Source organism: Mongoliibacter ruber, from assembly GCF_003003005.1.
GTDB lineage: Bacteria > Bacteroidota > Bacteroidia > Cytophagales > Cyclobacteriaceae > Mongoliibacter > Mongoliibacter ruber.
This window is the reverse complement of the sequence record NZ_PVTR01000012.1, coordinates 18115-42311: the sequence shown is the minus strand read 5'-3', so window position 1 is coordinate 42311 and position 24197 is coordinate 18115. Positions and strand designations below refer to the sequence as shown.

The following is a 24197-nucleotide window of genomic DNA, read 5'->3' as shown; positions in this document are numbered from 1 at the left end:
TGATTTGTGTTTTATCTTCTGCCTTAATCTTCTAACTTTGGGCGACCAATTAAATTTTTACACATGACTAAGCCCGAAGTATCCGCACTCAATTCCTGGGTTCCGGTTCCTAAAGATTCTGATTTCACCATTTATAATCTTCCTTTTGGAGTATTCAAAAACAAAAGGCTTTCACCAAGAGCGGGAATCGCGATAGGAGATAAAATAGTGGACTTGGCAGTTTTGCACGATGAAGGTTTCTTTGCCGACCTGAGTCAGCTGCCTCATGATATATTCCTCGGAGGATCTTTGAATGATTTTATTTCCTTGGGTAAGCCAGTGACCAAAAGAGTCAGGGAGATTGTCCAGGAATTATTAAAAGAAGACAATGAAGCACTAAGAGAGCACCAGATTCGTGGTAAAGCAATGGTTAACCGTAAGGAAGCCCAAATGCTTATGCCCGTGAAAGTAGGTGATTACACGGACTTCTACAGTAGTATTGAGCACGCTACCAATGTAGGCACCATGTTCAGGGATCCTGATAACGCTCTTCTGCCCAACTGGAAGCACATCCCTGTTGGATACCATGGTAGAGCTTCTTCCATTATTCCTTCCGGAGTGCCAATCCATAGACCAAAAGGCCAATACAAGGATCCTAATATGGAATTACCGGAATTCGGGCCAAGCAGAAGGCTAGATTTTGAATTGGAATTGGCGTTTATCACCGGACGCACTACTAAGATGGGTGATAGCATATCCACTGCCGAAGCGGAGGATTTTATTTTCGGTTTTGTGCTGTTCAATGACTGGTCGGCAAGAGACATTCAAGCTTGGGAATATGTTCCATTAGGTCCTTTTTTGGGAAAAAATTTCGCGAGTAGTATTTCCCCTTGGATTGTTACATTGGAGGCCTTGGATACTTTTAGGGTTGCAGGTCCAAAACAGGACACTGAAGTCTTGCCTTATCTGAAATGTGAAAAAGATCATGCTTTTGATATCAACCTAGAGGTGTCTATCCAACCTGAAAATCAGAAAGCCACGAAGGTATGTACTTCAAACTTCAAGAATATGTACTGGAATATTACACAGCAATTGGCACATCATACAGTCAATGGCTGTAACATCAACGTTGGGGATATGTATGCTTCAGGTACCATATCCGGTCCTACTCCAGATAGCTATGGTTCTATGCTCGAATTGGCATGGAAAGGTACCAAGCCTTTAAAACTGGAAGATGGTTCTGAAAGGAAGTTTATAGAAGATGGAGATACCGTGATCATGAAAGGTTATTGTCAGAAAGACCATATCCGGGTTGGCTTTGGAGAGGTTTCTACCAAAGTAATGCCTGCAAAGTAATCAAAAAAGCCTCTCGAAGAATCGAGAGGCTTTTTTGATTATTTAATTAATTTTTCTTGTCTCATCTCTGCTTTTAAGGCATCCACATATTCCTTTGCAAAGACTTGCATATCCGAGGGGTTGACTGTTCTTGACTGTGCGCTCCATATCAGCTTGAGTGACTCGGCATCATAGAGGTTTGTTTCCATAAAGTACTTACGGTCTGTGGTGTAATATCCCTGATTCCAACCAGCACCTTGCCAGTGGTTCCAGTACCCAAAAAAGTTACCATAATAACCAAATCTTCCCATCGGTGCATACATAGGCCCCATTCCTCCACCTGCTACAAATCTTTCATCTTCTTCTACATTGATGAGGGTAATGGTCATGATTGCTTCTGCATTTACTTCCCTTAGGATCTCCTCAAGTTCTTCTTTGCTTGGTTCATTGCTGGAAAAGAAATCTGGTGAAAATACGTCAATACTTCTTATGGCTGTAACATTTCGGTTTTGAAGTCGGGTCATAAACTCCCCCTCTATTGACTGCCTCAGAGAAAGGTCTTCTGAAAAAGACGCAAGAAGTATGCTTGAGTAGGGTTGCTGACTTTCTTGGTCATTTTTCCAACTTGCTGTGATCTGTGTGGAGGATCCACAACCCATAAGTAGCAATAGTAAAAAAGATAATAACAAAGTGATCGGTTTCATATTCTGTTGGTTTAGATGTAACAATAATTGTACGTGGTGATCTATTTCGCACAATAAAAAAACAACAACTGTTCCATTTTGTTAGATTCAGCGCTTTGGAAGCGTTTGATAGCCAATACATTTTAAAAAGCTTTTCTTTCCTATTTTCCCCACTCGATTAAAAGACTATTTTTGCACTTCATTCCTATAAACCGAAATCTACATGAAAAATATAAATCCGACATCCACTCCAGCTTGGTCAGCATTACAGGCTTTGGCCAATAAACATGCTGATAGACCTATAAGGTCTTATTTTGAACAAGAAAACAGATTTGAAGAGTTTTCTGTCAAGCTGGAGGACATATTAATTGACTTCTCCAAAAACAAGCTTGACAAGGAGATTTTCGGTTCACTTGTGCAATTGACTGAGGAAATTGGCTTAAAAGATGCCATTCAGTCAATGTTTGGAGGGGAGAAAATCAACGGAACAGAAGGCAGGGCAGTTCTTCATACAGCACTTCGTAACCAATCAGGAGATCCTGTTATTTTTGAAGGAGAAGATGTAATGCCTGAGGTGAAAGCTGTTTTGGCCCAAATGAAGACCTTTGCTGATCAGATTTCCAATGGCCAATGGCTGGGCTATACAGGCAAACCTATTACATCTTTGGTGAATATTGGGATTGGAGGTTCTGATTTAGGCCCTGTGATGGTTACAGAGGCTTTGAAACCTTATCAAAATCCAAACCTTGACATACACTTTGTTTCCAATGTGGATGGAACCCACATAGCGGAAACCCTCAGGAAAGTCAATCCAGAGACAACCCTCTTTTTCATTGCTTCCAAGACCTTTACCACGCAAGAGACAATGACCAATGCGCACTCAGCGCGTAACTGGTTTATGGAGTATGCGCAAGAGGAAAAAGCGGTAGCCCGTCATTTTGTAGCCTTGTCTACCAATGAGAAGGGTGTTACAGAATTTGGAATTGACCCTAAGAATATGTTTGCATTCTGGGATTGGGTAGGAGGAAGGTACTCCCTTTGGTCCGCTATCGGTTTGCCTATCGCCTGTGCCATTGGATTTGATAACTTTGAAAAGTTACTTTCTGGGGCACACGCTATGGACAAGCATTTCCAAAACGCAGAGTTTTCAAAAAACATCCCTGTTATACTTGCTTTAATTGGAATCTGGAATACTAATTTTCTAGGTGCTACATCTGAAGCAATTCTGCCTTATGACCAATACCTACACCGGTTTGCAGCATACTTCCAACAAGGGAATATGGAGTCAAACGGGAAGTTTGTTACCAGAAATGGGGAAAAAGCAAATTATAGCACTGGCCCTATCATTTGGGGTGAGCCGGGAACCAATGGGCAACACGCTTTTTATCAATTGATCCATCAGGGTACACATTTGATTCCTTGTGATTTTATCGCTCCGGCAATTTCTCACAATCCAATAGGAGACCATCATGTCAAGCTACTTTCCAATTTCTTTGCCCAGACAGAGGCCTTGATGAATGGGAAATCTCTCGAGGAGGTAACTTCTGAAATGGAAAAAGCCGGAAAATCTGCTGAAGCTATTGAGAAAATAGCTCCACACAGGGTTTTTGAAGGCAATAGGCCTACCAATTCTATATTGGTCAAACAAATTACTCCCTACACTTTAGGGCAATTGATTGCCATGTATGAACATAAAATATTTGTTCAGGGTGTGATCTGGAATATCTTCAGTTTTGACCAATGGGGAGTCGAGTTGGGTAAAGTACTTGCCAATGCAATCTTACCTGAGTTGCGTGATGACCAAATGGTAGCAAGCCATGATGGTTCTACAAATGGGCTTATCAATGCCTACAAGGAAATGAGAAAGTAAAGACTGATTGCAATAATTAAATTCCAAACCTGTCAAGCTCTTGAAAATTTCGGAGCTTGACAGGTTTTTTTTTAATCCAAAATCAAGTAATTCTATGTGATTATCTGCGTCTATTCCAGCTGGATTAAAGACAAAATGTACAGCCTATTTTCGAACCGATATCCAATTATGCCGAATAGGATGAATATCAAGTTGATCTGAAATTCAGATTGAATTATCCTCTAGCTGAATTGTAAATAAAGTTATCAACTCTCCAGCTTTTCCAATCTTTCCAAAATTGGTGGATGTGAATAATTCACAAATACGTACCAAGGATGGGGATTGATATTGCTCAGGCTATTGACAGATAAGGTCTTCAAAGCTTCCGCCAGTGGCGATCCGTCATAAGTTTCTTTTGCAAAAGAGTCCGCTTCGAATTCATTTTTACGGCTGATCAAGTTCATGCCTATACCCAAGATCAAAGAAATAGGAGACAAGAGCATAGTGAAACCAATGATATTCAAGTGTACTGCCAATTGGTCACCACCTAAGGCCAAACTCATGTTTTCGCTAAAAATAAATTGTCCCAGGATGAAAAGCATGACTCCGATATGAAGAATGGATATCACAATGCTGGTTAGTATGTGTTTCTTTTTGTAGTGTCCCACCTCATGTGCCAATACCGCCACCAACTCCTCAGGTGTGTGTTGCTCTATCAGTGTGTCATATAGGACTACTTTTTTTCTTTTCCCGAATCCCGAGAAAAAAGCATTGGCCTTGGATGAACGCTTGCTGCCATCTATGACGAAGATGTTTTCAATTGGGAACTGCACTGATTTGGCATAATGAACTATTTTGGATTTCAGGTCACCATCTTCGAGCGGTGTAAGTTTATTGAAAATCGGCAAAATCCATGCTGTGTAAAACAAATTGACAGTAACCATAAACACAGCCGAAATGATCCAAAACTGCCACCAAAAATTCTGGCCGATTTGATGTATGAGCCATAACAACACAGCCAAAAGTCCTCCTCCAATAATAATACTCAGGATATATCCTTTTAACTTGTCCGAAAAAAATGTGCTTGTTGTCGTTTTGTTAAAGCCGAATTTTTCTTCAACGACAAAAGTATGATAGTAGTCAAATGGTAGTGAGAGTAAGTCCGATCCAATAAAAATGATGGCAAAATATACCAAAGACAGTAATATTGGGTTCTCTACTGAATTGCGTAGTTCTATATCCAACCAGCCAAAAAAACCGAAATATATAAATGAGAAAGTAATCAAGAAAGTAATGATTCCGGTCAAAAGGCCGAACCTGTAGTTTGCTTTTTGGTAGGATTTTGACTCTTTAAGCTTTGATTCGCTGATGTATTGCTCTAGGGTCTGAGGGACCGTTGGTACAGGTCTCCTTATATTTAGATGATTAAGTGTTTTTTCAAATAAAAATCCAATAGTTAAAATGCCCAATAATAGGTATTTAATCAACTCCGCATCCATAATGATAATTTCTTAGAACTTTGGGCAAGGAAGTATGGTATCTCTACTTCTTAATTTGCCTTTATTTTTATCCGCCAGTAGGAAGGATAAACTGACTTCATGTGCACCGCCGGATTGCATTCCTAATTGGGATACGGTGTAATCAAAACTATACCCTACATTCATCCCTGTAGGTAAATTTACACCCACCATTACAACCAGTGCGTCTCTATTGAGTTGGTTTTCAATTGGTCTATACGGCAAGCCTCTGTACCAAAGCCCTATCATAAGAGGTTCTGTGTAGAGGTAAGCACCGATATCCAACTGTTCGAATGGGCCTTGTCTTTTGTAGTTCAGCGTAGGCACAATGTATCGTTGCCGCGCCATGTGTGTAAAATCTCTTCTGTAGCCGCCACTTGCTAAGGCAATTCTATAACCCGTATGGACAGAGTACTTTGCTGGAAGACGGCTAACCCCATCCAAGAACGATTGATTAGGAGTGTTGACATGGTCAGCAGACAGTCCAAACCAGAAATTTTCGGTAAAAAATAAACCTCCAAATGAAAGTGAAAGCATATTGACTGGTTCCCCTAGCCCCGGAAGATCGGTGCTTGGTAAGGTAGGTCCAAATATGTTTGTTCTGTCAATTTGATTGGCAAAAATCAGGTTTTCAAAAAAACCTATATCTCTTCTGATATAACTTGCCCTAAACCCAGGCCTGAAAAAAGCTTTTTCAGAAATTCTGAGTTCGTAGGAGTAAAAACCAGCAATAGTCGTGGAACGCAATTTAGCCGCACCTTCGACATCATTCATAACCATCAAGCCAACCCCGCTGTTATATTCGTCTAGGTAAGTGTCTATGTATGCAGAGAAGGTGGTAAACTGTGCGTCAAGTCCCGGCCACTGATTTCTGTAATTGAAGCCTACTCTAGGAACAAGTTCGGACCCTGTGAAGGCAGGATTGAGGTACATGGGCGCGGCATAGTACTGGCTATATTGTGGGTCCTGCGCGTGCAGACTTCCTACTGAAAAAATCAGTATCAGGATAAAAAAAAGCCGATATAAATAAGACCTTTGCAAGTAAATCTTCGTTAATTGGTTAATTCAATTCATCAGCTAAACGCTGTAAACCCTTTGATGTTTTGTAAGCAGCGTGTAAATTATGAAAAGCCTTAGTAATTCCATAAAATTAAATTCAATTTTTGCCATAATAATTGCGCTTACTTGTTGTTTAAGTGTTCAAAAAAGTTTTTCACAAGGCTTCAATAACAATGAATGGGTTTTTGGGTATTGTGGATCAGGACAGGAAAACAGCTATATCTCCTTTGGAAAGGGAGATGAGCCTAGTGTAAGGACCTTGCCTGGTAACATTTTGATTGGTTCAGAAAATACTAATGAAGATAACAACGCAATAATGGTTGACCCCATAACTGGGCAAATACTTTTTTATACCAATGGAGTTGTTGTTTTTAATTATGATAATATTTCTATTCAAGGTGCGCCAAATGGTATAAACGGACAGACAGATAGTAGACAGTCTGTGGCAATTGGGACACTTGACTACGAACCGGATGGGGATAAGACTTTTTATTTGTTCTATATCACACCTGGAGGTCAGTTGCAATATTCTGTAGTAGACATGAATGCAGCTGGAGGGGCAACAGGTAATCAACCCCCGCTAGGTGAAGTTACAGCCCTCAATCAAAATATATCCAATGCAAGTGGAGCCATTGCAGTGGTCAAAAGTTCCAGTTCCCCATCTTATCTACTGAGTTTTGAAGGAGGTCAACTTGTCTCCCGGAGGCTTGAGGACACGGAAGGACAGTTTACACAAACTGGAACCACAGCACTCGGTTTCACCCCAAAAGCAATGATTTTTAATGAAGCTTTAGGGAAAGTAATACTTATTCCGGAGAATGATGGAGAAGATATCGTAGTGATTGATTTTGATACCGCCACAGGAGGGTTTGGTGCTACTGAGACTGTGGCAAATTCAGGAGGTATGGATTCAATTGAAGGAGCAGAATTTTCTCCGAATGGGGAATTCCTATACTTCTCTAGAGGCGATGAACTATTGAGAGTCCCTGTTAATGATTTGAGCGCTGCACCTGAAGCGATTCCTTTGGAAGCTGATGTTTTTAAAATTTATGATATCAAAGTAGGTCCCGATGGTAGACTTTATTACATCTACGAAGAAGTAGACGGAGGACCTCAGTTGGTAGGTAGGGTAGATAATCCCGATGAAGAAGACTTGGATGAAATTGAATTAAATGAGGACCCTTTCAACGGCACTGATTTCTGTGGAAGGTTTTTTCCTCAGTTTGCGCCTAATCAAGATGTAGATCCAGATGTGGATTTTACTTGGTCCCCTGAATTCCCCTGTGCCAATAATCCAGTCCAATTGACAAGTGAAATTACCCCTGAAAATTACAGACCCGTAAGTTTTGAATGGTCCTTTAACCCTCCATTGACAGATGAGGATGGGGATCCAATCGACATTGATTTTAATCAAGAACATCTTTTGATTCCGGAAGAAGCTGCTCAAGGGGAATCTATAGAAGTGACTTTGGTTGTGACATTTGAAGATGGAACCACAAGACCAGTTACGAAGATTATTCCTCTGACTGAGAATGATCTGGAGGCTAACTTTTCTACCCAAGACACTACAGTCTGTGAAGGCGCTTGTGTAGATATTGGTTCTTTGCTGGAAGTACAAGAAGGTGAGGGGCCGGGAGGTGATGGAGGCCCGAATGTTGGAGGCCCAGGAGTAGGAGGGCCCGGAGTAGGAGGACCCGGAGCTGGAGGCCCTGGGGGTGGAGCTGGAGGAGGAAACTATGAATATTTCTGGTCCAATAGACGAGATCAAGGATGGGTGAGAGATACTGATAACTGTGTTGACCTTCCTGGTCTTTATTGGGTATTGGTGCGCGAAGAGGGTTCTTCTTGTTATGCTTATGCCGAAATCAGGGTGAAAATTTGGGATCTTCCAGACCAGAATAACAATATCTGGTATTTTGGTGATGGTGCTGGATTGGATTTTAATATTGATCCTAATGATCCTGATGGCCCTATCCCAAGACCTATCAGCCATCCAAATAATATTCCCGCTGGTACTACGACAATATCTGATGAAACGGGTGAGGTACTATTCTACACAGACGGAGAAACCGTATGGGACCTGAATGGTAACCCAATGGAAAATGGTGAGGATATTGGAGGAAGCAACCAAGCTTCTGAGAGTGTTATAGCCGTACCGATCCCACAACAGGAGACTGTCTTTTATGTGTTCACTACTCAGCGATCGGCTGATGGAAGCAACAGGGTGAAGTATTCTGTTGTAGATATCAAGGCAGGTGCCACAGAACCAAACGCCAATATTGATGGTGTAGGGAATGTGGTTTCAAAAGGGAATTTCCTTTTTAGTCCAAGTACTGAACAGTCCGCAGCCCTTGCTTCCGGAGATACCACTTGGGTGCTTTTCCATGAACTGGGCAACAATACTTTCCGTGCTTATCCTATTTCTCAGTTTGGAATAGGAAGCCCTGTTTTTTCATCTGTAGGTTCTTCTCATGGGTTCAACACAGGTGTTGGAACTATGAAATTCAGCCCTGATGGAAATCAAGTAGCTGTGACCATTCAAGATGGAGCATGTAGCCGTCTGGAGATTTTTGATTTTGATCAAAGTACTGGCCGAATGACTGAGTACGCCTTATTGGATTTGGGTTGTACCAATGAAGAAATATATGGGGTTGAGTTTTCCAATGATGGAAGCCGTGTATTTGTCTCCTACCTTGGAGGAGGTGGCAAAATTGAAGAATTTTTGATCAAAGTACCAGAGAGGCAAAGAGATCCGGATAATCCAGAAGCACCTGATCCAGATCTATCATGCGGACAATGTTTTGAAAGTGCCAACAGCAGAGCTGAAAGAGAAACCTGCATACTCAACTCTTCAATAAGAAATGTTATCAGTACAGATGGTCCATTTGGAGCGGTACAGATAGGGCCTGATGGTCAGATTTATGTAGCCAGGCCAGGGCAGGGCTCTGTTGGGCAAATCAATGCCGGAGGCAATTGCGATACAAGCAATTACAATGATGAAGGAGTCCAATTAGTAGCAGGAACAAGTTCTAACTTAGGATTGCCTGCCTTTGTGCAACAATCAGGAAGCAGTATTCCTGAACCAGCCTTGGCTGGTCCAGAGAGGATTTGTTTAGACCCTGATGATGGCGGAATAGGACTGTTTGAAGGAGGTGGAGAGCCCGATATTGATGCTTATTTTTGGACTATCCAACATGAAGATGGGGAGTTTGAGTTACAGAATTTCGGAGGGGCAGGAGAGGATTTTCAAGAGCTGGAACACCCTTTTTCCAGAGATGGAAGGTTTACTGTTACACTTCGGGTGGATAGGTGTGATGAGGTTGGATATTTTGAGGAAAGCATAGAGGTGGAGGTCGTTGCACCACCTGAATTGACATTACCTGATGATGTGGTTTTGTGTGCTGGTTCTCCTGTGGATTTGACTGCCATAGATAATTATGATCCTGCGGAAGGGTTGTATGATTTTGAATGGAGAAATGCAGCTGGGCAATTGTTTGGAGACGTCGATTCCAATACCATTTCAGTAAGCGAAGAAAGCATTTACACGGTAACAGTTTCCTATAGGATACCGGATACTGCAGATGGCGAATTGTTTGATGTCTGCCCAGCCACCAAAGATGTATTTGTAGGGCCTGCATTTGATTTTGACCTCAATCAGAGTGCGGAAGAAGTATGTTTTGATGATGAATTGGTAGTCTTTGCACCAAATACACCACTTGAAGGTGAGTGGTTTTATGAAGTAGAGGGTTCAGGTAATAGGGTTTCACTGGGTACTTTCTTTGAATTGGAGTTGGAACCATCTTCATTGCCTTCACCTGGAATTTATCAAATCATTTTTATTGGAGAAGATCCTATTATAGATGATTGTCTGTTCGAAAAAAGAGCTGACCTAACGGTCTACGCATTACCGGCTGTAGCTATTACTCCGCTTACAGATGCTGATGACTGTAATACACCGAATGGAAGTTTTGAATTAGAAGCTTTGACTGATATTGGAAGGTTAGAAATCTCTGAACTTAACTTTTCACAAACCAATATTTCAGCGGGTGAAACCTTACCTGTATTCACAGATTTGGAGCCGGGGCTTTACACCATTCAAATGGAAAGTGATTTCGGTTGCGAGTTTGTACAGACTGCGGTTATCAGAAATCTCAATCCGCCTGCAGAAATCGATGGATTTACGGTTACTTCTGAAGATGAAATTTGTACCCTTGATGGAGTTGCTGATGGACGTATAATCATTGATTTTCCAAATGGCCCTGCAAGTGGTAGTTATTTACTGGTCAGACAGGAATCAGGAGAGGAGTTCCTAGGGAATTTTCTCAATGAGGATCAAATTGTAATTGAGGTACCCGAAGGGACTTATGCGGTAGAAATTACCGACGAGTTTGGTTGTGAGGTCCCTTCTGAAGACCTTCGTACAGTTGAGAAAAAAGAACAAGCGGAATTTTCTATCCCGTCCAATGTAGAGGCTTGTGAGTCATTTGTGTTTGCTCCTATCACACAAGATACAGATTTAGGTTTTAGGCTTGAAGATGGTGCAGGTAACGCTATTGCTTCTATAGATGGTACAAATTATGAGATCACCCAATCAGGGACTTATTTTGTGTTTGGTATCCCCGGTAATTCAGGCCTTTGTCCTAGAGTGAGGGAGATGGAAGTAACCATCAGTCCAAGTATAAACTTCTCCTTAAATAACCCTGTGGTTGATTGTGAAACAGGGGTGTCATATACTTTAGATTTAAACGGCTTGGCTCCTGCTGATATAAGAATTTTTTGGAGAAATGAAGCAGGTGAAATTATAAGTAGGAACCCTATTTTCTTCCCATCAGCCCCTGGGGATTATACTGTAGAAGTGCAGCCTGCAGTAGGAGGGCTGTGTCCTCCAAGTTCTATTGATTTTACAGTAGACGAGTTTGTGGGACAAGTAGATATTGAATTAGAAGCTCTCCCTTTCTGTGGGGAGGATGTATTTACCCTTATCACTATTGTTGGTGATTTGTCCAATGTAAGAGATATTATTTGGTACAGAGTTACCGGTACGGGAAGGACTGAATTGCCAGAATTTGCTGATCAAGATGAAGTGACAATCACTGAAGCGGGTGTGTATCAAGTAGAACTGATAAATAATTTTGATTGCAGGGTTGCGAGAGAACAGATTCAAATCATCCGATCAGATGCTGTGGCGCCTGTTTTGGAAGATAGCTATATTATTTGTGCCCTGGAAAATGTGGTAGTTCAATTAGATCCTGGGGAATATCAATTTTATTCATGGCTTCTTGACGGGGAAGAAGTGGCAGATACACCGACATTTTCTCCCACAGAGGCAGGTATTTACGAGCTGTTTGTGTTTGATGATGCAGGCTGTGAGTTTACCATTGAATTTGAAGTTGTAGAGGACTGTGACCTGAAGGTGGTCTTTCCTAATGCAATGAGGCCAAGTGACATCAATAGGCATTTCGTGTTATTTGCCAATGACTTTATTGATGAAGTCGAAGTGCTGATTTATAACCGTTGGGGTGAATTGATTTACTATTGCCAAAACGACAACATACCGGAGGAAGAACCAATATGTACTTGGGATGGTTTGGTAAAAGGTCAGGTTGTTCCTATTGGAACTTATCCTGTTTTGGTCAGATATAAAAGCATCAATCAAAATTTAACCCAAACAATTACAAGGTCTATTACAGTTATAGAGTAAAGAGAAAAATATGATTACATTGATTTCACCTGCGAAAACCCTGGATTTGAATACAACAGACATCAGTTTGCATACCCAGCCAGAATTTCAAAAAGACACTTTCGAGCTTGTTTCCATCATGAAGAAAAAAAGCAAAGAAGACCTGATGAAAATGATGGGTATCTCAGAAAAACTTGCAGAACTGAATGAAGGAAGATACAAGGACTTCAAGAAGACTTTTGAACCTGAGCATGCCAAACAGGCCCTGCTGGCTTTCAAAGGAGATGTATACACCAAGATCGACGTTGAAAACTACACGATAGAAGATTTTGATTTTGCCCAAGAGCACTTAAGAATTCTATCAGGTTTATATGGACTTTTGAGACCCTTAGATATGATTCAGCCTTATCGCTTGGAGATGGGGATCAAGGTAGAAAATAAAAGGGGAAAGAACCTATACGAATTTTGGGGGCAGCGTATAGCCAAAGCTATTAATGATGCAGCTAAAGGAGCACCTATTGTGAACCTTGCCTCTCAGGAGTATTTCAAAGCAGTAGACGAAAAAGCCATCAAATCGGAAATTATTTCTCCGGTTTTTAAGGAATACAGAAACGGCAAATATCAAATTATCGGTTTATTTGCCAAGCAAGCAAGAGGCATGATGACTGATTATATTATTAAAAACCGTATATCTGATCCAGAAAAGCTCAAACTTTTCAATGCTGAAGGATACGAGTGGGGAGGAGATGAAAAAGAGTGGTTATTTGTAAGGTAAATTTTAGTAAATTAAATCATAGAGCCTCATCTACTTATGTTGATGAGGCTGTTTTTTTGCATTGATTATTATTGTAGATTTGTTTTTAAATTTTTCAGAAATAATGTTCACGAACTGCAATTCCTTTGAATGAAAAAGCGGAAAAATATATTCCCAATCAAGTTCTTATGGTTGACCGCTTGTTTGCTTATGGGGATTTTTGGGGCAATGCTGAGTGCTGCAATTCATGAGAAAAGCACATTTTTAGAAGCCATTGGTGTCAATGAAGTTGAAATTCTTGGACCCGAAAGAGTCTGTTTGGTTGGAGGTAATAAGATTGAGGAGTATATTGCTGGAGGAGATTTTCAAGGGGATAGGTTTAGCTGGTCAGTTACCCTTCCCGATGGAACACAGCGGATTTTTTCTGGTTCTGAAAGTTTTATAAGATTGCCATTTACATTTTCCCAACCCGGCCTTCATATCATACAACTGACTGTAAGCAGGGTAGGTAGTGGCCCTGTAGGGGCTCCGCAGATCAAAGAAGTTCTTGTGCTGCCGGGAGCAGAAATTGCACTTCAACCAAGTTATACGATTTGTCAAGGGGATGGCATTTTATTGAAGGCTCTGGCAACTTCTACGGCAGATCTAAATGATTACTCCTTCGAATGGAAAGATAATGAGGGGAATCTTGTAGGAGATGAAAATACCCTGTTTGTAGATGAAGAAGGTGATTTTACTGTATCCTATTCAATCATAAATTCTAACGGAGATCAGGAATGTGAAAACACACTTTCTACAAGTATTAAAAACTCAGCAGAATTTGACCTTATAATAAGCCAAACCAATTATTGTCCAGGAAATGATCTCATTGCAAATACTGACCCTCAGGTGCAGGGAAGGTGGTATTACGAAAAAGAGGGAGAAAGTAAGGTTTTCATTAGTCAGGGAAATGCCATTCAATATCCAACCGGGAATCTTCCTGGTTTTGGGAATTATAAGCTGATCTTTGAATTGATAAATGAAAGCAATCCGGATTGTGAGGTAAGAGAAGAAGTGAGTTTTATATATGGTCCATTCCCCGCCTTTGTCATAGAAGAAGAGGTGAAAGCTTCTGAATGTTTTGAGGGTGACGGAGTCTTGACAATTATCCCCCTTTCCCAAATCTCGCAAATCTCTTTGGTAATTGACGAGGACAATTCAATTGTGATCGGGACAAACTTGGAACCGGGCGTTCCCATTACAGTAGATAATTTGAAGTCAGGTGTGTATACTTTTGAAGCATTTTTGAATGGCTGTAGGTTCACTCAAGCTTCGGTAGTAAACCTAGAAGATATACCAGATCAGTTGAAGTTTTCTATAGATCCGGCCTCTATAGTGCCAGAAACCTGTGCTGAGGACGGTGTGAACCCAGGTAGCTTTACTGTTGTATTTGAATCTGGACCTGTGGATGTCAAGTATGAGCTGTACTTTAAAAACGGAGGACTTGCCAAACAAGGAGAACTCAAGAGTCAAATTAATGATGTGGATGGAACCTTGGATGAAAATGATACTGAATTTACCATAGAGGTTCTCGGAGGAGGTTACTATTTTGAGGTTTTTCTTCCGGAGGATGATTTTGTAGTGTTGAATGCTGATGATGATGAAGAGGAACGATGTTATGTGCCATTTATCGAGGAATTCGAAGTGCCAGGACTGCCTCAGGTAAGATTTAGTGCTCCTAGGGAGTTTAGTTTTTGTGAGTCATATGAGTTGACTCCAACTACTGATCAACCATTGGAATTTGAACTTAGGTTAGTAGGGTCAACAGAGCCTTCAAGGTTTGGAGAAACTTTCATTATCGAAGAGCCGGGAGATTATGAATTAATTGGTAGACATACAGTCTTGCCTGATGAGATTTGTCCTAGGATAATTGAACTTAAAATCGATAAAGTTGAGCCGGTTATTTTTGAACCCAAACTTGTAGACCTGGTCTGTTCGACAGGAGCTCAGACATGGGAGGTAGAGATAGATAACTACAGCCCTGCCGAGGTAGATATCAGGTGGTATGATGAAGAGGGAGATCTGGTCAGTTCATTGACTACTATGTCGCCAGCAGAGTTCGGTATGTATACAGTAGATATTCAGCCAAAAAATATTCTCGGAAGTTGTGATGTGGATCCGTATGAATTTGAAGTGCCAGATTTGTTAAATCTTTCTGTTGGGTATGAGAAATCACAGTTATGTCCATTTGGGCCGGACGCTACAATTACGCTGGATGCTATTTTTGATTTCGTAGGTAGGATAAGATGGAGGTATTCTGATGAAAATGGAGAAATATTTGAGCTGACTGATTTAGAAGATGAAACTGAAATAACCATATCACAATCCGGAGTTTATGAAGCCACCTTGTATAGCAGTATTAATATTGATTGTGAATTGGGAAATGTGGAAATTGAAGTAGATATCAGTGATAACCTCACACAGTTTGATGTTCCTGAAGAAGAATTAGTAGTGTGTGAAAGCTATGAATGGATACCTGATAGTAACTTTCCTCTTAACTATATATTGACCTATCCAGATGGGAAAGAAGAAATAGCAAGTTCAAGTGAGCTTTTTGTTTTAGATCAAACTGGTGAATACCTGATTCGAGGTGAGGATCCATCCAACCCAATTTGTCCCAACGAAAAGACCTTCGATGTAAGAGTTGTTCAGCCTATTGTGTTTACCGCAGAGAAAGTCGGTCAGACATGTGCAGGTGAGTTTACCTATGCCGCTAATTTTAGTCCCGGGAATGTGAACGAAGTGGAAATTAGATGGAGAGATGCCACAGGGACAGTTTTAAGTGAAGACCTTACTTTTTCCACTTTTACTCCAGGTACATATACATTGGAGGTTCAACCTGCAGGTAGCATTCCTTGTGATGTTGATTTTGAGGAAATATTGATTGAAGCACCGGTTTTATCGGTCGATGTGTCCTTACAAGCGGGTATTATTTGTCCAGATGATTTGTCTACCTTGATTGTATTGGAGGTTGATTTGCAGGAAGAAGTCGATAGAATAGAATGGTATTTCACTGATCCCGATGGGAATACTGAATCATTGAATCAGTATGAGGATTTGTATGAAGCGGTGGCGGATAGGGAAGGTACCTACGAAGTCATTGTATATAACCGTCTCAATTGTCCAATTGGTGATTATCAGGCATTGATCCTGCGCAGTATGGATGACGTTAGACCTGAGGTCAAAGATGTTTATGAAATTTGTGCGGAGTACGAAATTGGGGAGACAATCAATCCTGGGAATTTCAGTAACTACACATGGTACTTAGAGGATGCTGTGGTATCTACAAATCCCACATTCAAACCTCAGGTGGTGGGTGAATATACCTTGATAGTCAATAGCATGGAGAATTGTGAATATGTTGTCACATTCGAAGTGGAGGAGGAGTGCGAACTTAGAATTGCTCATCCAAATGCCATTATCCCTGGGGATTCGGAAAGAAACTTTTTGATTTTCTCAAATTATTTGGTCGACGAACTGGACATCTGGATTTTCAATAAATGGGGCCAGGAAGTTTTTACATGTTCAGAAACAAATATTCAATCCAATACAGCTTTTTGCATTTGGGACGGGTATTACAGAGGAGAAAAAATACCGATCGGTTCGTATGCTGTAAGAATTTATTATAAAAATACGCAAGAAGGAATTGAAGAAACGCAGATGACTACATTAACAGTGATTGAGTGATTAGTTGGTACTGTTTTTGGGTACAGTTTTTTGACTTTCGAATCGGGCAATTTTAAATGCTCTTAGAAAGTAATGGTATGGATAGCATCCTGGTATTGAATTGCACCCATTATATATGTATAGAGCACCCATTTATACTGTTTTATTACTTTGTTCGCTTTTTTTTTTAATAGCTGCAGCATATTCTTCTGACTACAAAGGGAGGGATATAATAGAGTATAATGACAGGGGAAAAGGATTTTTTTTCAATGACCCCAATTTGGAAGGCCCTGAGAGGCTTTGCATAGTGTTTGGTTCTGTGACAGGAGAGTTTTCCGCGGGTGGAATTGTCGAATCCGACAGATACGAATGGAGCGCTACAAATCCATCAGGAGTCGAGTTTTTTGAATTCAGCGGAAGAGGAGAAAATTATGAAACAGTTCCTATTAGATTTTCAGAACTCGGTGCCAATATCATTCAGGTAACTGTAATTAGGGCTGGAGTTGAAATTTATTCAGAAACCAGAACTGTTCAAGTAACGCAAGGGCCTGAATTGGTTTTGATGCCAGACTACCTGCTTTGCGGAAATGACCCCACGACTGTTCAAGCCATTCCTAATACGACTCCTCAGATTGATCAATATACTTTTGAATGGACCAATGCCGCTGGAGTTCCAGTAGGAAACACCAATGAATTAACCGTTACCCAAGAAGGGCCCTATTTTATTTCGTTATTTTTCACCAATTCTGAAGGTGGACAGGATTGTCTTATTACTGGGAGTACTTATGTAGGACCACCTGATGACTTCACTTTAAGTATCCAACAAGATGAAGCCTGCGAAGGTGAGTTTGTGCAGGTGACAGCTGACACTCCCTTTAGAGGTGATTGGACGGTATTAAAACAAGGAGAAACACAAAGGCTGGACTTGGGTAACTCTTTTTCCCTAACCATTGATACAGAAAATGACCTAGATGGTCCGGGTAACTATACTGTTTTTTTCTCGGTGGCAAACCCTCAAAACCCTGCATGTTCTTCAGAAAGATCTATTCCTTTTTCCATCAAGGAAGGTCCAAAATATTCAGCTCAGAATCAGCAAGCAGCTTCAACTTGTGATGCAAATGATGGATCATTTGAGATTTTGACTGAAAGCACGATAGATGAAATCCGGATTATTGAACTGAATGAAGCACGTTTCAACTTTCCCGCTGGGGAAGTATTGCTTTTTGAAAATATTCCTTCGGGGATATATACTATTGAGACTAAAACCAATGATTGTTTCAGAACAGGTGTAGTGATCGTTCCCTCAATGGCTCCTTTGGCAGGAGATGTGTTTGAAGTGACACCATTGCCGGAATCTTGCAACAACGTGGGTGTTGAAGAAGGAAAATTGCTGGTGACTTTCGTAAATGGTATAGTGGAAGGAGAATACAGGATAGTAACTGGTAACGGAGGAGAAGTAAAAAAAGAGCCTATTCCAAATCAAAATCAGTTTGAAATAGATGGCCTCCCGGGTGATTTTTATGTACTTGAAATCATTGATCAAGCTGGTTGTACCATCCCTTGGGATGCAGTATTAGATGTTCAAAAACGAGAACGCGTATCTTTTTCTGTACCTAATAATATTAATATATGTGAGGTTTTTGAGCTTTTACCATCCACAGAGGAAGACCTAGAGTTCGAGCTTTTACTAGATGGGAATACAGTTGAAATCAAAAATGCAGGAAACGTATTTGAGCTCACCGAATCAGGTGACTACTCTATCATAGGAAGGGAAAGAAGAGGTACTCCAGATAAATGTCCGCGAAGGATCAACTTCTCAGCTAATGTCTCGGAGCAATTGGACTTTGATGTAGTCCTTGCTGATCAGGATTGTTTTGGCAATAGAGCCTACGAAGCAGATCTATCGGGAAGAGATCCTGAATCTGTTGTGATCAGATGGTTCAACGAAGATGGTGATATCGTAGGTCGAGGTAAAAACTGGCTGCCAGTAGCTTTTGGCAGATTTTTTCTTGAAGTACAGCCAAGAGGTAGTGGTTTTTGTGCTGTAGATCCTGTAGAATTTACAGTGGAAGAACCTGTCCTATCAGTAGAAATTGAATTGGAGGTAGAACCTTTTTGTCCGGATTCTCCATTCACAGTCATCTCATTTAATGCAGAAAGAGAATTGATTGCAGATATCAATTGGATATTTATTGATCCTGATGGCAACGTGACTGATCTCACGCAGTTTGATGGGCAGGATGTTATCACAGCGGAGGAAGAAGGAACCTACGAAGTTTTGATTTTTAATGAGTTTGGATGTGAATTGGGTAATGATCTTGTTTTGATTTTGAGAAGTACAGACGATTCCCGACCTGAAGTCAATGAGTTCTATTCTGTCTGTGATGATATCAATTTTGGAGAAACTATCCGTCCTGGTCAATTTGATGAATATGAGTGGTATTTTGAAGGTGGCTTGGTATCTTCGGACTCTATTTTTAAACCACAAGTTCCGGGAGAATACACTTTGGTAGTAACCAATCCAGACGGCTGCACAATAGAAGAGAGGTTTGTTGCTTTTGAGGATTGCGAATTTCAATACGTGTTTCCTACTGGGATGGTTCTCTCAGATCCGGATAAACTGTTTGAAATATATGTGAATGATGCAATCGAAAATGCTCAAGTTTGGATCCATAACAGACAGGGGCAATTGATTTTTTATTGTGAAGATTTCAATGTCCAAACAAGAGTGCCATTTTGCCAATGGGACGGGGTATTTGGGGGTGATTTTGTGCCTACGGGAACGTACACTGTAACGTTGAGCTACAAGAGTGAGAAATTCGGAGTAAGTGAAAAAGTGGTCTCCAGTCTAGTGGTTTTGCAGTGATTTTAAACTGATTTTTTTGCGTTGGTAAAATTCCGTTGATAATTTTTATCCAAAGAAAAAGGCTGTCTGTATTATTTTTCATATTTTCCGACTGATTTTACTAAATCATCTCATCAAACACATCGTCAAAACCTTTTAAACCCAATCAACATGAACGAAAATATCAACAAATCAGCTTTGTTTAATGCCAGCTGTTTTGCACTGATTACAACAGCTTTCACCTTTGCTATCAGAGCAGGTATCTTACCCGAACTTGGGACAAAATTCGATCTCAATGCAGAGCAACTTGGATTCATCAATTCCATGTGGTTCCTTGGATTCCCGATTTCAATGATCCTTGGAGGTCTTTTTTATCATAAAATTGGTCCAAAGCTGATCATGCAAATTGCTTTTGTTGCCCACACTTTGGGTATTATAATGACAATTTATGCAGGAGGCTATAACAGTCTTTTGATTTCTACCTTATTTATTGGCTTTGGTAATGGCTGTACAGAGGCAGCCTGTAACCCAATGATTGCCGATATGTATTCTGGCCTTACCATGAACAAAATGCTTAACAGATTCCATATGTGGTTCCCTGGAGGTATTGTGTTGGGTAGTTTGATATCTAAATTTATGACAGATTTTGGATTTGGCTGGCAGGCTCAAATGTGGGTTTTGATGATTCCTACAGTTATTTACGCCGTCTTGTTCTTTGGTAAAGCATTCCCAAGACCAACCGTCGAAGGGGTGACTTCCATTTCCAGTAATATTAAAGCCTTGTTTTCACCAGTCTTTATCTTTTTGTTTTTCTGTATGGCACTTACCGCAATTTCCGAATTTGGGCCACAGCAGTGGGCAAATATCGTGTTGAGTAGTACAGGTGCCAGTGGCATGTTGATACTTGCATTGACTACTGGTGTCATGGCCGTGGGAAGGTTCTTTGCAGGCCCTGTTGTGAAAGCTTTGGGACAGACTGGTGTTTTGCTTGGAGGTTCTATATTTGCTACAATAGGTATTTATATGTTTAGCATAGTAACAGGTCCAGCAGCATATTTGGCAGCAGTGGTATTTGCTATCGGAGTATGTTATTTCTGGCCAGTAATGGTTGGCGCTGTAGCGCAAAGAGTTCCTCTAAGTGGTGCTTTGGGTATGTCTATCATCGGTGGTGTTGGGATGTTCTCTACGGCTATTTTCCAGCCTATCATCGGTAGATGGATTGATGTTTCAAGAGCAAATAAATTGGCAGATGGCCTGACTGGAGATGCTTTAGAATTGGCAGCAGGTCAAGCGACACTTCTGAGGATGGTTTCATTCCCTGGGATTTTGATCGTTCTGTTCATCATATTCTTTATTTGGCAGAAAAACTCCAAATCCACAGAAGCAGTACCTACTGCACATTAAAAACTTAAGGCAGCCAAGTGGCTGCCTTTTTTATTCTCCAATGAATAGAATAATCAGATTCCTTTCAATTTATCCGGTTTTCTTGAAGTATGGAATATTCTCGGTGTTAAACTAACATCATCCCTGTACCATCTTCCAAGCTCACCTCATAGAACTTCGGAGTTACTCCAAATTTGGATTCAAAAGCAGCTTTGATACTGTCTTGAAGGGGCTTGATTTTTGATTTTTTCACGATGTTGATAGTGCAGCCTCCAAAGCCTCCACCCATCATCCGGCTTCCCAATACATCGTCAAGGTCTTTTGTAAAGTCTACCAGAAAATCTAGTTCAGGACATGATACCTCATAGAGTCTGCTGAGCCCCTCATGGGATTGGTACATTTTTTCACCAAAACCTTTGAGGTCATTTTTGTCTAATAAATCTGATGAGTCTAAAACCCTCTTGTTTTCTTCAATGATGTATCTGCATCTATTCAAGACTGTTTGACTGATATGGGGCTTAATAGCTTCCAATAAATTCAAATCTATATCCCTAAGTGATTTGATTTCAGATTTGAGCTTTTGGGCAGCAGTCACACCTATTTGGCATTCTTCTCTTCTTTTGTTGTAAGCAGAGTCTGCCAAAGAATGTTTTACACAAGTATCAATCAATAAAATACTATGTTCTGGGAGGTGTAAAGGGAAATACTCGAAATCCAGAGACCTACAATCCAACCTGATGACTTGGTCTTTTTTCCCCATTACTGAAGCAAACTGATCCATAATTCCACATTGGACTCCAGCAAAAATATGTTCCGCCTTTTGAGCATAGTGAATCAATGATTTTTTCGGAATTTCAAAATCAAAAGCTGCTGCGATGGCAAAACCTACTGCCGCCTCCAAGGCAGCTGAAGAGGACAAACCTGCTCCCACAGGGATATCTCCTCCAAATACCATGTCATAGCCTTTTACATCGTAACCTGACTGTTTCAGCTGGGCTGTCACACCCATTATATAAGTTGCCCAATGTCCTTTTTTTGGACCAAAGCTATCAGTATCAAAAGCAAATTCCTCTTCAAAATCCATTGAGAATATCCTTGCCTGATCTGTTCCGTTTTTGGCAATTGCCACAATCATCATTTTATTGATGGCGGCAGGCATGACAAAACCCTCATTGTAATCAGTGTGCTCGCCTATCAAGTTGATCCTTCCTGGTGAATAGACCAAGATGGGTTCTGTTTTGAACAGTTCTTTGAATTTGTAGGCAATTCGATTTTTCATGACAGCGTTTCAAATAAAAATGATGTGCTTGATTCAAAAGTGTTTCCTCTTTCTAAAACAATACTTGGGAAATGATCATGGTTGTGGCTGTCAGGGAAGAACTGGGTTTCGAGGCAAATAGCTGACCTCTTTCCATAGGCAATATTTTCTTTCCCTATAAATGACCCACTGAGGTAATTTCCTGTATAGACCTGCAAACCTGGAGAAGTGGTCAGTACTTTAAATACCCGGCCACTTTTAGCATCGGATAAGATTGCTGACTCTTCTTCATTACCCAAAACAAAGCAATGGTCAATGCCACCGGCAAGGTTTATTTGTGCATCTCCCGAGGCCAATGCTTCTTTGATAATTTTAGGCGTTCTGAAGTCAAAAATGGTATCTTCTACTGACTTTAGCTCGCCTGTTGGAAGGCTTTTGTCATTCATAGGGAGAAACGTTTCTGCATTTACTTGGAATAAATGGTCTTCAATAGTTGATTGAAAGTTCCCACTGAGGTTGATATAAAAATGATTGGTTGGATTAAGGACTGTTTTGGAATCGGTACTCGCCAAATAGCTGATGGTTAACTTTCCAGTGAGGTCAAGCTTGTAGGTGACCTGTATGTCAACAGTGCCCGGATAGTTTTCTTCACCATCAGGACTTTTATAGGAAAAAGTGACCGAGGCAGCAGTGTCAGTTTCTTCTGTTGTAAATGACCACACTTTTTTATCCCAGCCTTCGATTCCTCCGTGCAAATGCGTGGCACCTTGATTTGGCGGCAGGTGATAAGTTTTGCCCTCAAGGGTGAATTGATTGCCTGTAGCTCTTCCCGCTACCCTGCCTACTGTCGCACCCAAATAGCAATAATTGTCCAAATAATCTTTTTGTAGGAAGCCTTCCAAGGTATCAAATCCAAGGAGTACATCTTCTAATTTGCCGTTTCGGTCAGGAATGAAAAGATGGGTCCAAGTCGCTCCATAATTCATTACAGAAAGAGAAATTTTTTCAGAGATGGAAAGCGTAAATATGCTTATTTCGGCTCCATTTGGCAATTTGCCAAAGGGTTTGCTGGTCAATGTAGGTTTCATAGGTTTTTTTAGGGTTGGGTGTTTATCAAGAAGCTTTAATCTTCTTGGAAGAATTTCTTTCGACCAAAGTGGTCAATAGCACAAAAGATTGAGGCTCGTCAGATACGACTTCATCAAGTTGATCGAGTAGATGGTTCGCTGCAATCTGTCCCATCTCATAGCCTGGTTGGGACACTGTAGTAAGCGAAGGTTCCACCACTGCAGATGTAGGGTTATTGGTGAATCCTGCCAGGGCAATATCTTCTGGGATTTTGATTCCTTGCTCCTTGAGTGTGATCATGACATCTACTGCCAAAGGGTCTATCATAGCAAAAATAGCATCAGGCCTGTCTTCTTCCTTGAGCATATCAAGAGTCACTTCCCTGTTCATTTCGGTGGTGAGGTCTGTAACATATACTTTGATGTCTTTTTCAGGGATGCCAAATTCTGCCAAAGCTTCAAGGTATCCCTCTTTTCTTTTTTTGCTGATATATAGATCTGTAGGCCCTGAAAAATAGGCGATTTTTCTGCAGCCTTGTTTCAGGAGATGATTGACTACAAGGTATGCACCATGCGCATCGTCTACAGTAACTTTGGAAACAGGGATTTCTTCAGTCACCCTGTCAAACATGATAAAAGGGATTTCCCTGTTGTACAATTCTTGTAAGTGTTCGTAGGATTTTGTTTCCCTACTCAATGAAATCAGCAAACCGTCAACTTGAGAGGATACCAATGTTTTAAGGTTGGCTTTCTCTTGTTCAAAAGACTCATTGGACTGACATATCATGATATTGTAGCCCCTTTTGTAGGCAGTGTCCTGAATACCACTGATGTTGCTGGAAAAAAAGTGAGAGGTCAATTCTGGAACGATTACCCCCAACACCTTGCTTTTACTGATTCTGAGGCTTTGAGCAAGTAAATTGTACTGGTAATTCATGCTAGTGGCCATTTCCACAATTCTCTTCTTTGTATCAGGATGTAGCTCGGGAGAATCCTTCAAAGCCCTGGATACTGTGGAGACAGAAACGCCCAATTTTTTGGCTATTTCTTTCATGGTTACCTGATGACCCTTTTTCATGATTT

13 protein-coding genes are annotated in these 24197 nt (G+C 40.8%); 7 read left to right on the top strand and 6 right to left on the bottom strand.

Features of this window, described 5'->3' with window-relative positions; all coding sequences use genetic code 11:
* Window positions 1-63 precede the first annotated feature (63 nt).
* Window positions 64-1335 carry a fumarylacetoacetase gene (gene fahA, locus CLW00_RS17410; RefSeq protein ID WP_106134985.1) on the top strand — a complete coding sequence of 424 codons (1272 nt, stop codon included), beginning with the start codon at window positions 64-66 and terminating at the stop codon, window positions 1333-1335.
* A gap of 38 nt (window positions 1336-1373) precedes the next feature.
* Here the strand turns inward: fahA and CLW00_RS17405 are convergent, their stop codons facing one another.
* Window positions 1374-2018 (bottom strand): hypothetical protein, encoded by a 645-nt coding sequence (locus CLW00_RS17405; RefSeq protein ID WP_146131447.1) that lies wholly within the window; start codon window positions 2016-2018, stop codon window positions 1374-1376.
* A 202-nt stretch (window positions 2019-2220) separates the two neighbouring features.
* On the opposite strand from CLW00_RS17405, the gene pgi reads away from it, so the two are divergent.
* On the top strand, window positions 2221-3867 hold the full coding sequence (pgi, locus tag CLW00_RS17400; protein WP_106134983.1) for a glucose-6-phosphate isomerase: 1647 nt from the start codon (window positions 2221-2223) through the stop codon (window positions 3865-3867).
* Window positions 3868-4112: 245 nt separating this feature from the next.
* On the opposite strand, the gene CLW00_RS17395 is transcribed toward pgi, so the two are convergent.
* Both CLW00_RS17395 and CLW00_RS17390 read right to left on the bottom strand, forming a co-directional pair.
* Window positions 4113-5345, bottom strand: a complete 1233-nt coding sequence (locus CLW00_RS17395) for a M48 family metallopeptidase (protein WP_106134982.1) — start codon at window positions 5343-5345, stop codon at window positions 4113-4115.
* 12 nt (window positions 5346-5357) lie between these two features.
* Window positions 5358-6404, bottom strand: a complete 1047-nt coding sequence (locus tag CLW00_RS17390; protein ID WP_106134981.1) for a PorP/SprF family type IX secretion system membrane protein — start codon at window positions 6402-6404, stop codon at window positions 5358-5360.
* Window positions 6405-6486: 82 nt separating this feature from the next.
* On the opposite strand from CLW00_RS17390, the gene CLW00_RS17385 reads away from it, so the two are divergent.
* From CLW00_RS17385 to CLW00_RS17365, 5 genes are all read left to right on the top strand, one after another.
* The gene (locus tag CLW00_RS17385; protein WP_106134980.1) at window positions 6487-12123 is read left to right on the top strand and encodes a T9SS type B sorting domain-containing protein; all 5637 of its coding nucleotides are present in this window, start codon (window positions 6487-6489) and stop codon (window positions 12121-12123) included.
* A 10-nt stretch (window positions 12124-12133) separates the two neighbouring features.
* Window positions 12134-12877 (top strand): peroxide stress protein YaaA, encoded by a 744-nt coding sequence (gene yaaA / locus CLW00_RS17380; RefSeq protein ID WP_106134979.1) that lies wholly within the window; start codon window positions 12134-12136, stop codon window positions 12875-12877.
* A 129-nt stretch (window positions 12878-13006) separates the two neighbouring features.
* Complete coding sequence (locus CLW00_RS17375; protein ID WP_106134978.1) at window positions 13007-16582, top strand: T9SS type B sorting domain-containing protein; 3576 nt, start codon at window positions 13007-13009, stop codon at window positions 16580-16582.
* Window positions 16583-16697: 115 nt separating this feature from the next.
* A complete protein-coding gene (locus CLW00_RS17370) occupies window positions 16698-19427 on the top strand; it encodes a T9SS type B sorting domain-containing protein (RefSeq protein ID WP_106134977.1) in 2730 nt (909 codons plus the stop codon).
* A 150-nt stretch (window positions 19428-19577) separates the two neighbouring features.
* Window positions 19578-20810, top strand: a complete 1233-nt coding sequence (locus CLW00_RS17365; RefSeq protein ID WP_106134976.1) for an MFS transporter — start codon at window positions 19578-19580, stop codon at window positions 20808-20810.
* A 106-nt stretch (window positions 20811-20916) separates the two neighbouring features.
* On the opposite strand, the gene galK is transcribed toward CLW00_RS17365, so the two are convergent.
* Genes galK through CLW00_RS17350 form a run of 3 tightly spaced genes read right to left on the bottom strand, consistent with a single transcriptional unit; the run spans window position 20917 to window position 24192 of the window.
* Window positions 20917-22068, bottom strand: a complete 1152-nt coding sequence (galK, locus tag CLW00_RS17360) for a galactokinase (protein WP_106134975.1) — start codon at window positions 22066-22068, stop codon at window positions 20917-20919.
* Window positions 22065-23135 carry an aldose epimerase family protein gene (locus CLW00_RS17355; RefSeq protein WP_106134974.1) on the bottom strand — a complete coding sequence of 357 codons (1071 nt, stop codon included), beginning with the start codon at window positions 23133-23135 and terminating at the stop codon, window positions 22065-22067. Before CLW00_RS17355 ends, galK begins: the two co-directional genes overlap by 4 nt.
* A gap of 25 nt (window positions 23136-23160) precedes the next feature.
* On the bottom strand, window positions 23161-24192 hold the full coding sequence (locus CLW00_RS17350) for a LacI family DNA-binding transcriptional regulator (RefSeq protein WP_106134973.1): 1032 nt from the start codon (window positions 24190-24192) through the stop codon (window positions 23161-23163).
* Between the last annotated feature and the right edge of the window lie 5 nt (window positions 24193-24197).

Bases quoted from the DNA above. Each gene is read 5' to 3' on its own strand.
- fahA (WP_106134985.1), top strand. From the start codon at position 64: ATGACTAAGCCCGAAGTATCCGCACTCAATTCCTGGGTTCCGGTTCCT.
- CLW00_RS17405 (WP_146131447.1), bottom strand. From the start codon at position 2,018: ATGAAACCGATCACTTTGTTATTATCTTTTTTACTATTGCTACTTATG.
- pgi (WP_106134983.1), top strand. From the start codon at position 2,221: ATGAAAAATATAAATCCGACATCCACTCCAGCTTGGTCAGCATTACAG.
- CLW00_RS17395 (WP_106134982.1), bottom strand. From the start codon at position 5,345: ATGGATGCGGAGTTGATTAAATACCTATTATTGGGCATTTTAACTATT.
- CLW00_RS17385 (WP_106134980.1), top strand. From the start codon at position 6,487: ATGAAAAGCCTTAGTAATTCCATAAAATTAAATTCAATTTTTGCCATA.
- yaaA (WP_106134979.1), top strand. From the start codon at position 12,134: ATGATTACATTGATTTCACCTGCGAAAACCCTGGATTTGAATACAACA.
- CLW00_RS17375 (WP_106134978.1), top strand. From the start codon at position 13,007: ATGAAAAAGCGGAAAAATATATTCCCAATCAAGTTCTTATGGTTGACC.
- CLW00_RS17370 (WP_106134977.1), top strand. From the start codon at position 16,698: ATGTATAGAGCACCCATTTATACTGTTTTATTACTTTGTTCGCTTTTT.
- CLW00_RS17365 (WP_106134976.1), top strand. From the start codon at position 19,578: ATGAACGAAAATATCAACAAATCAGCTTTGTTTAATGCCAGCTGTTTT.
- galK (WP_106134975.1), bottom strand. From the start codon at position 22,068: ATGAAAAATCGAATTGCCTACAAATTCAAAGAACTGTTCAAAACAGAA.
- CLW00_RS17355 (WP_106134974.1), bottom strand. From the start codon at position 23,135: ATGAAACCTACATTGACCAGCAAACCCTTTGGCAAATTGCCAAATGGA.
- CLW00_RS17350 (WP_106134973.1), bottom strand. From the start codon at position 24,192: ATGAAAAAGGGTCATCAGGTAACCATGAAAGAAATAGCCAAAAAATTG.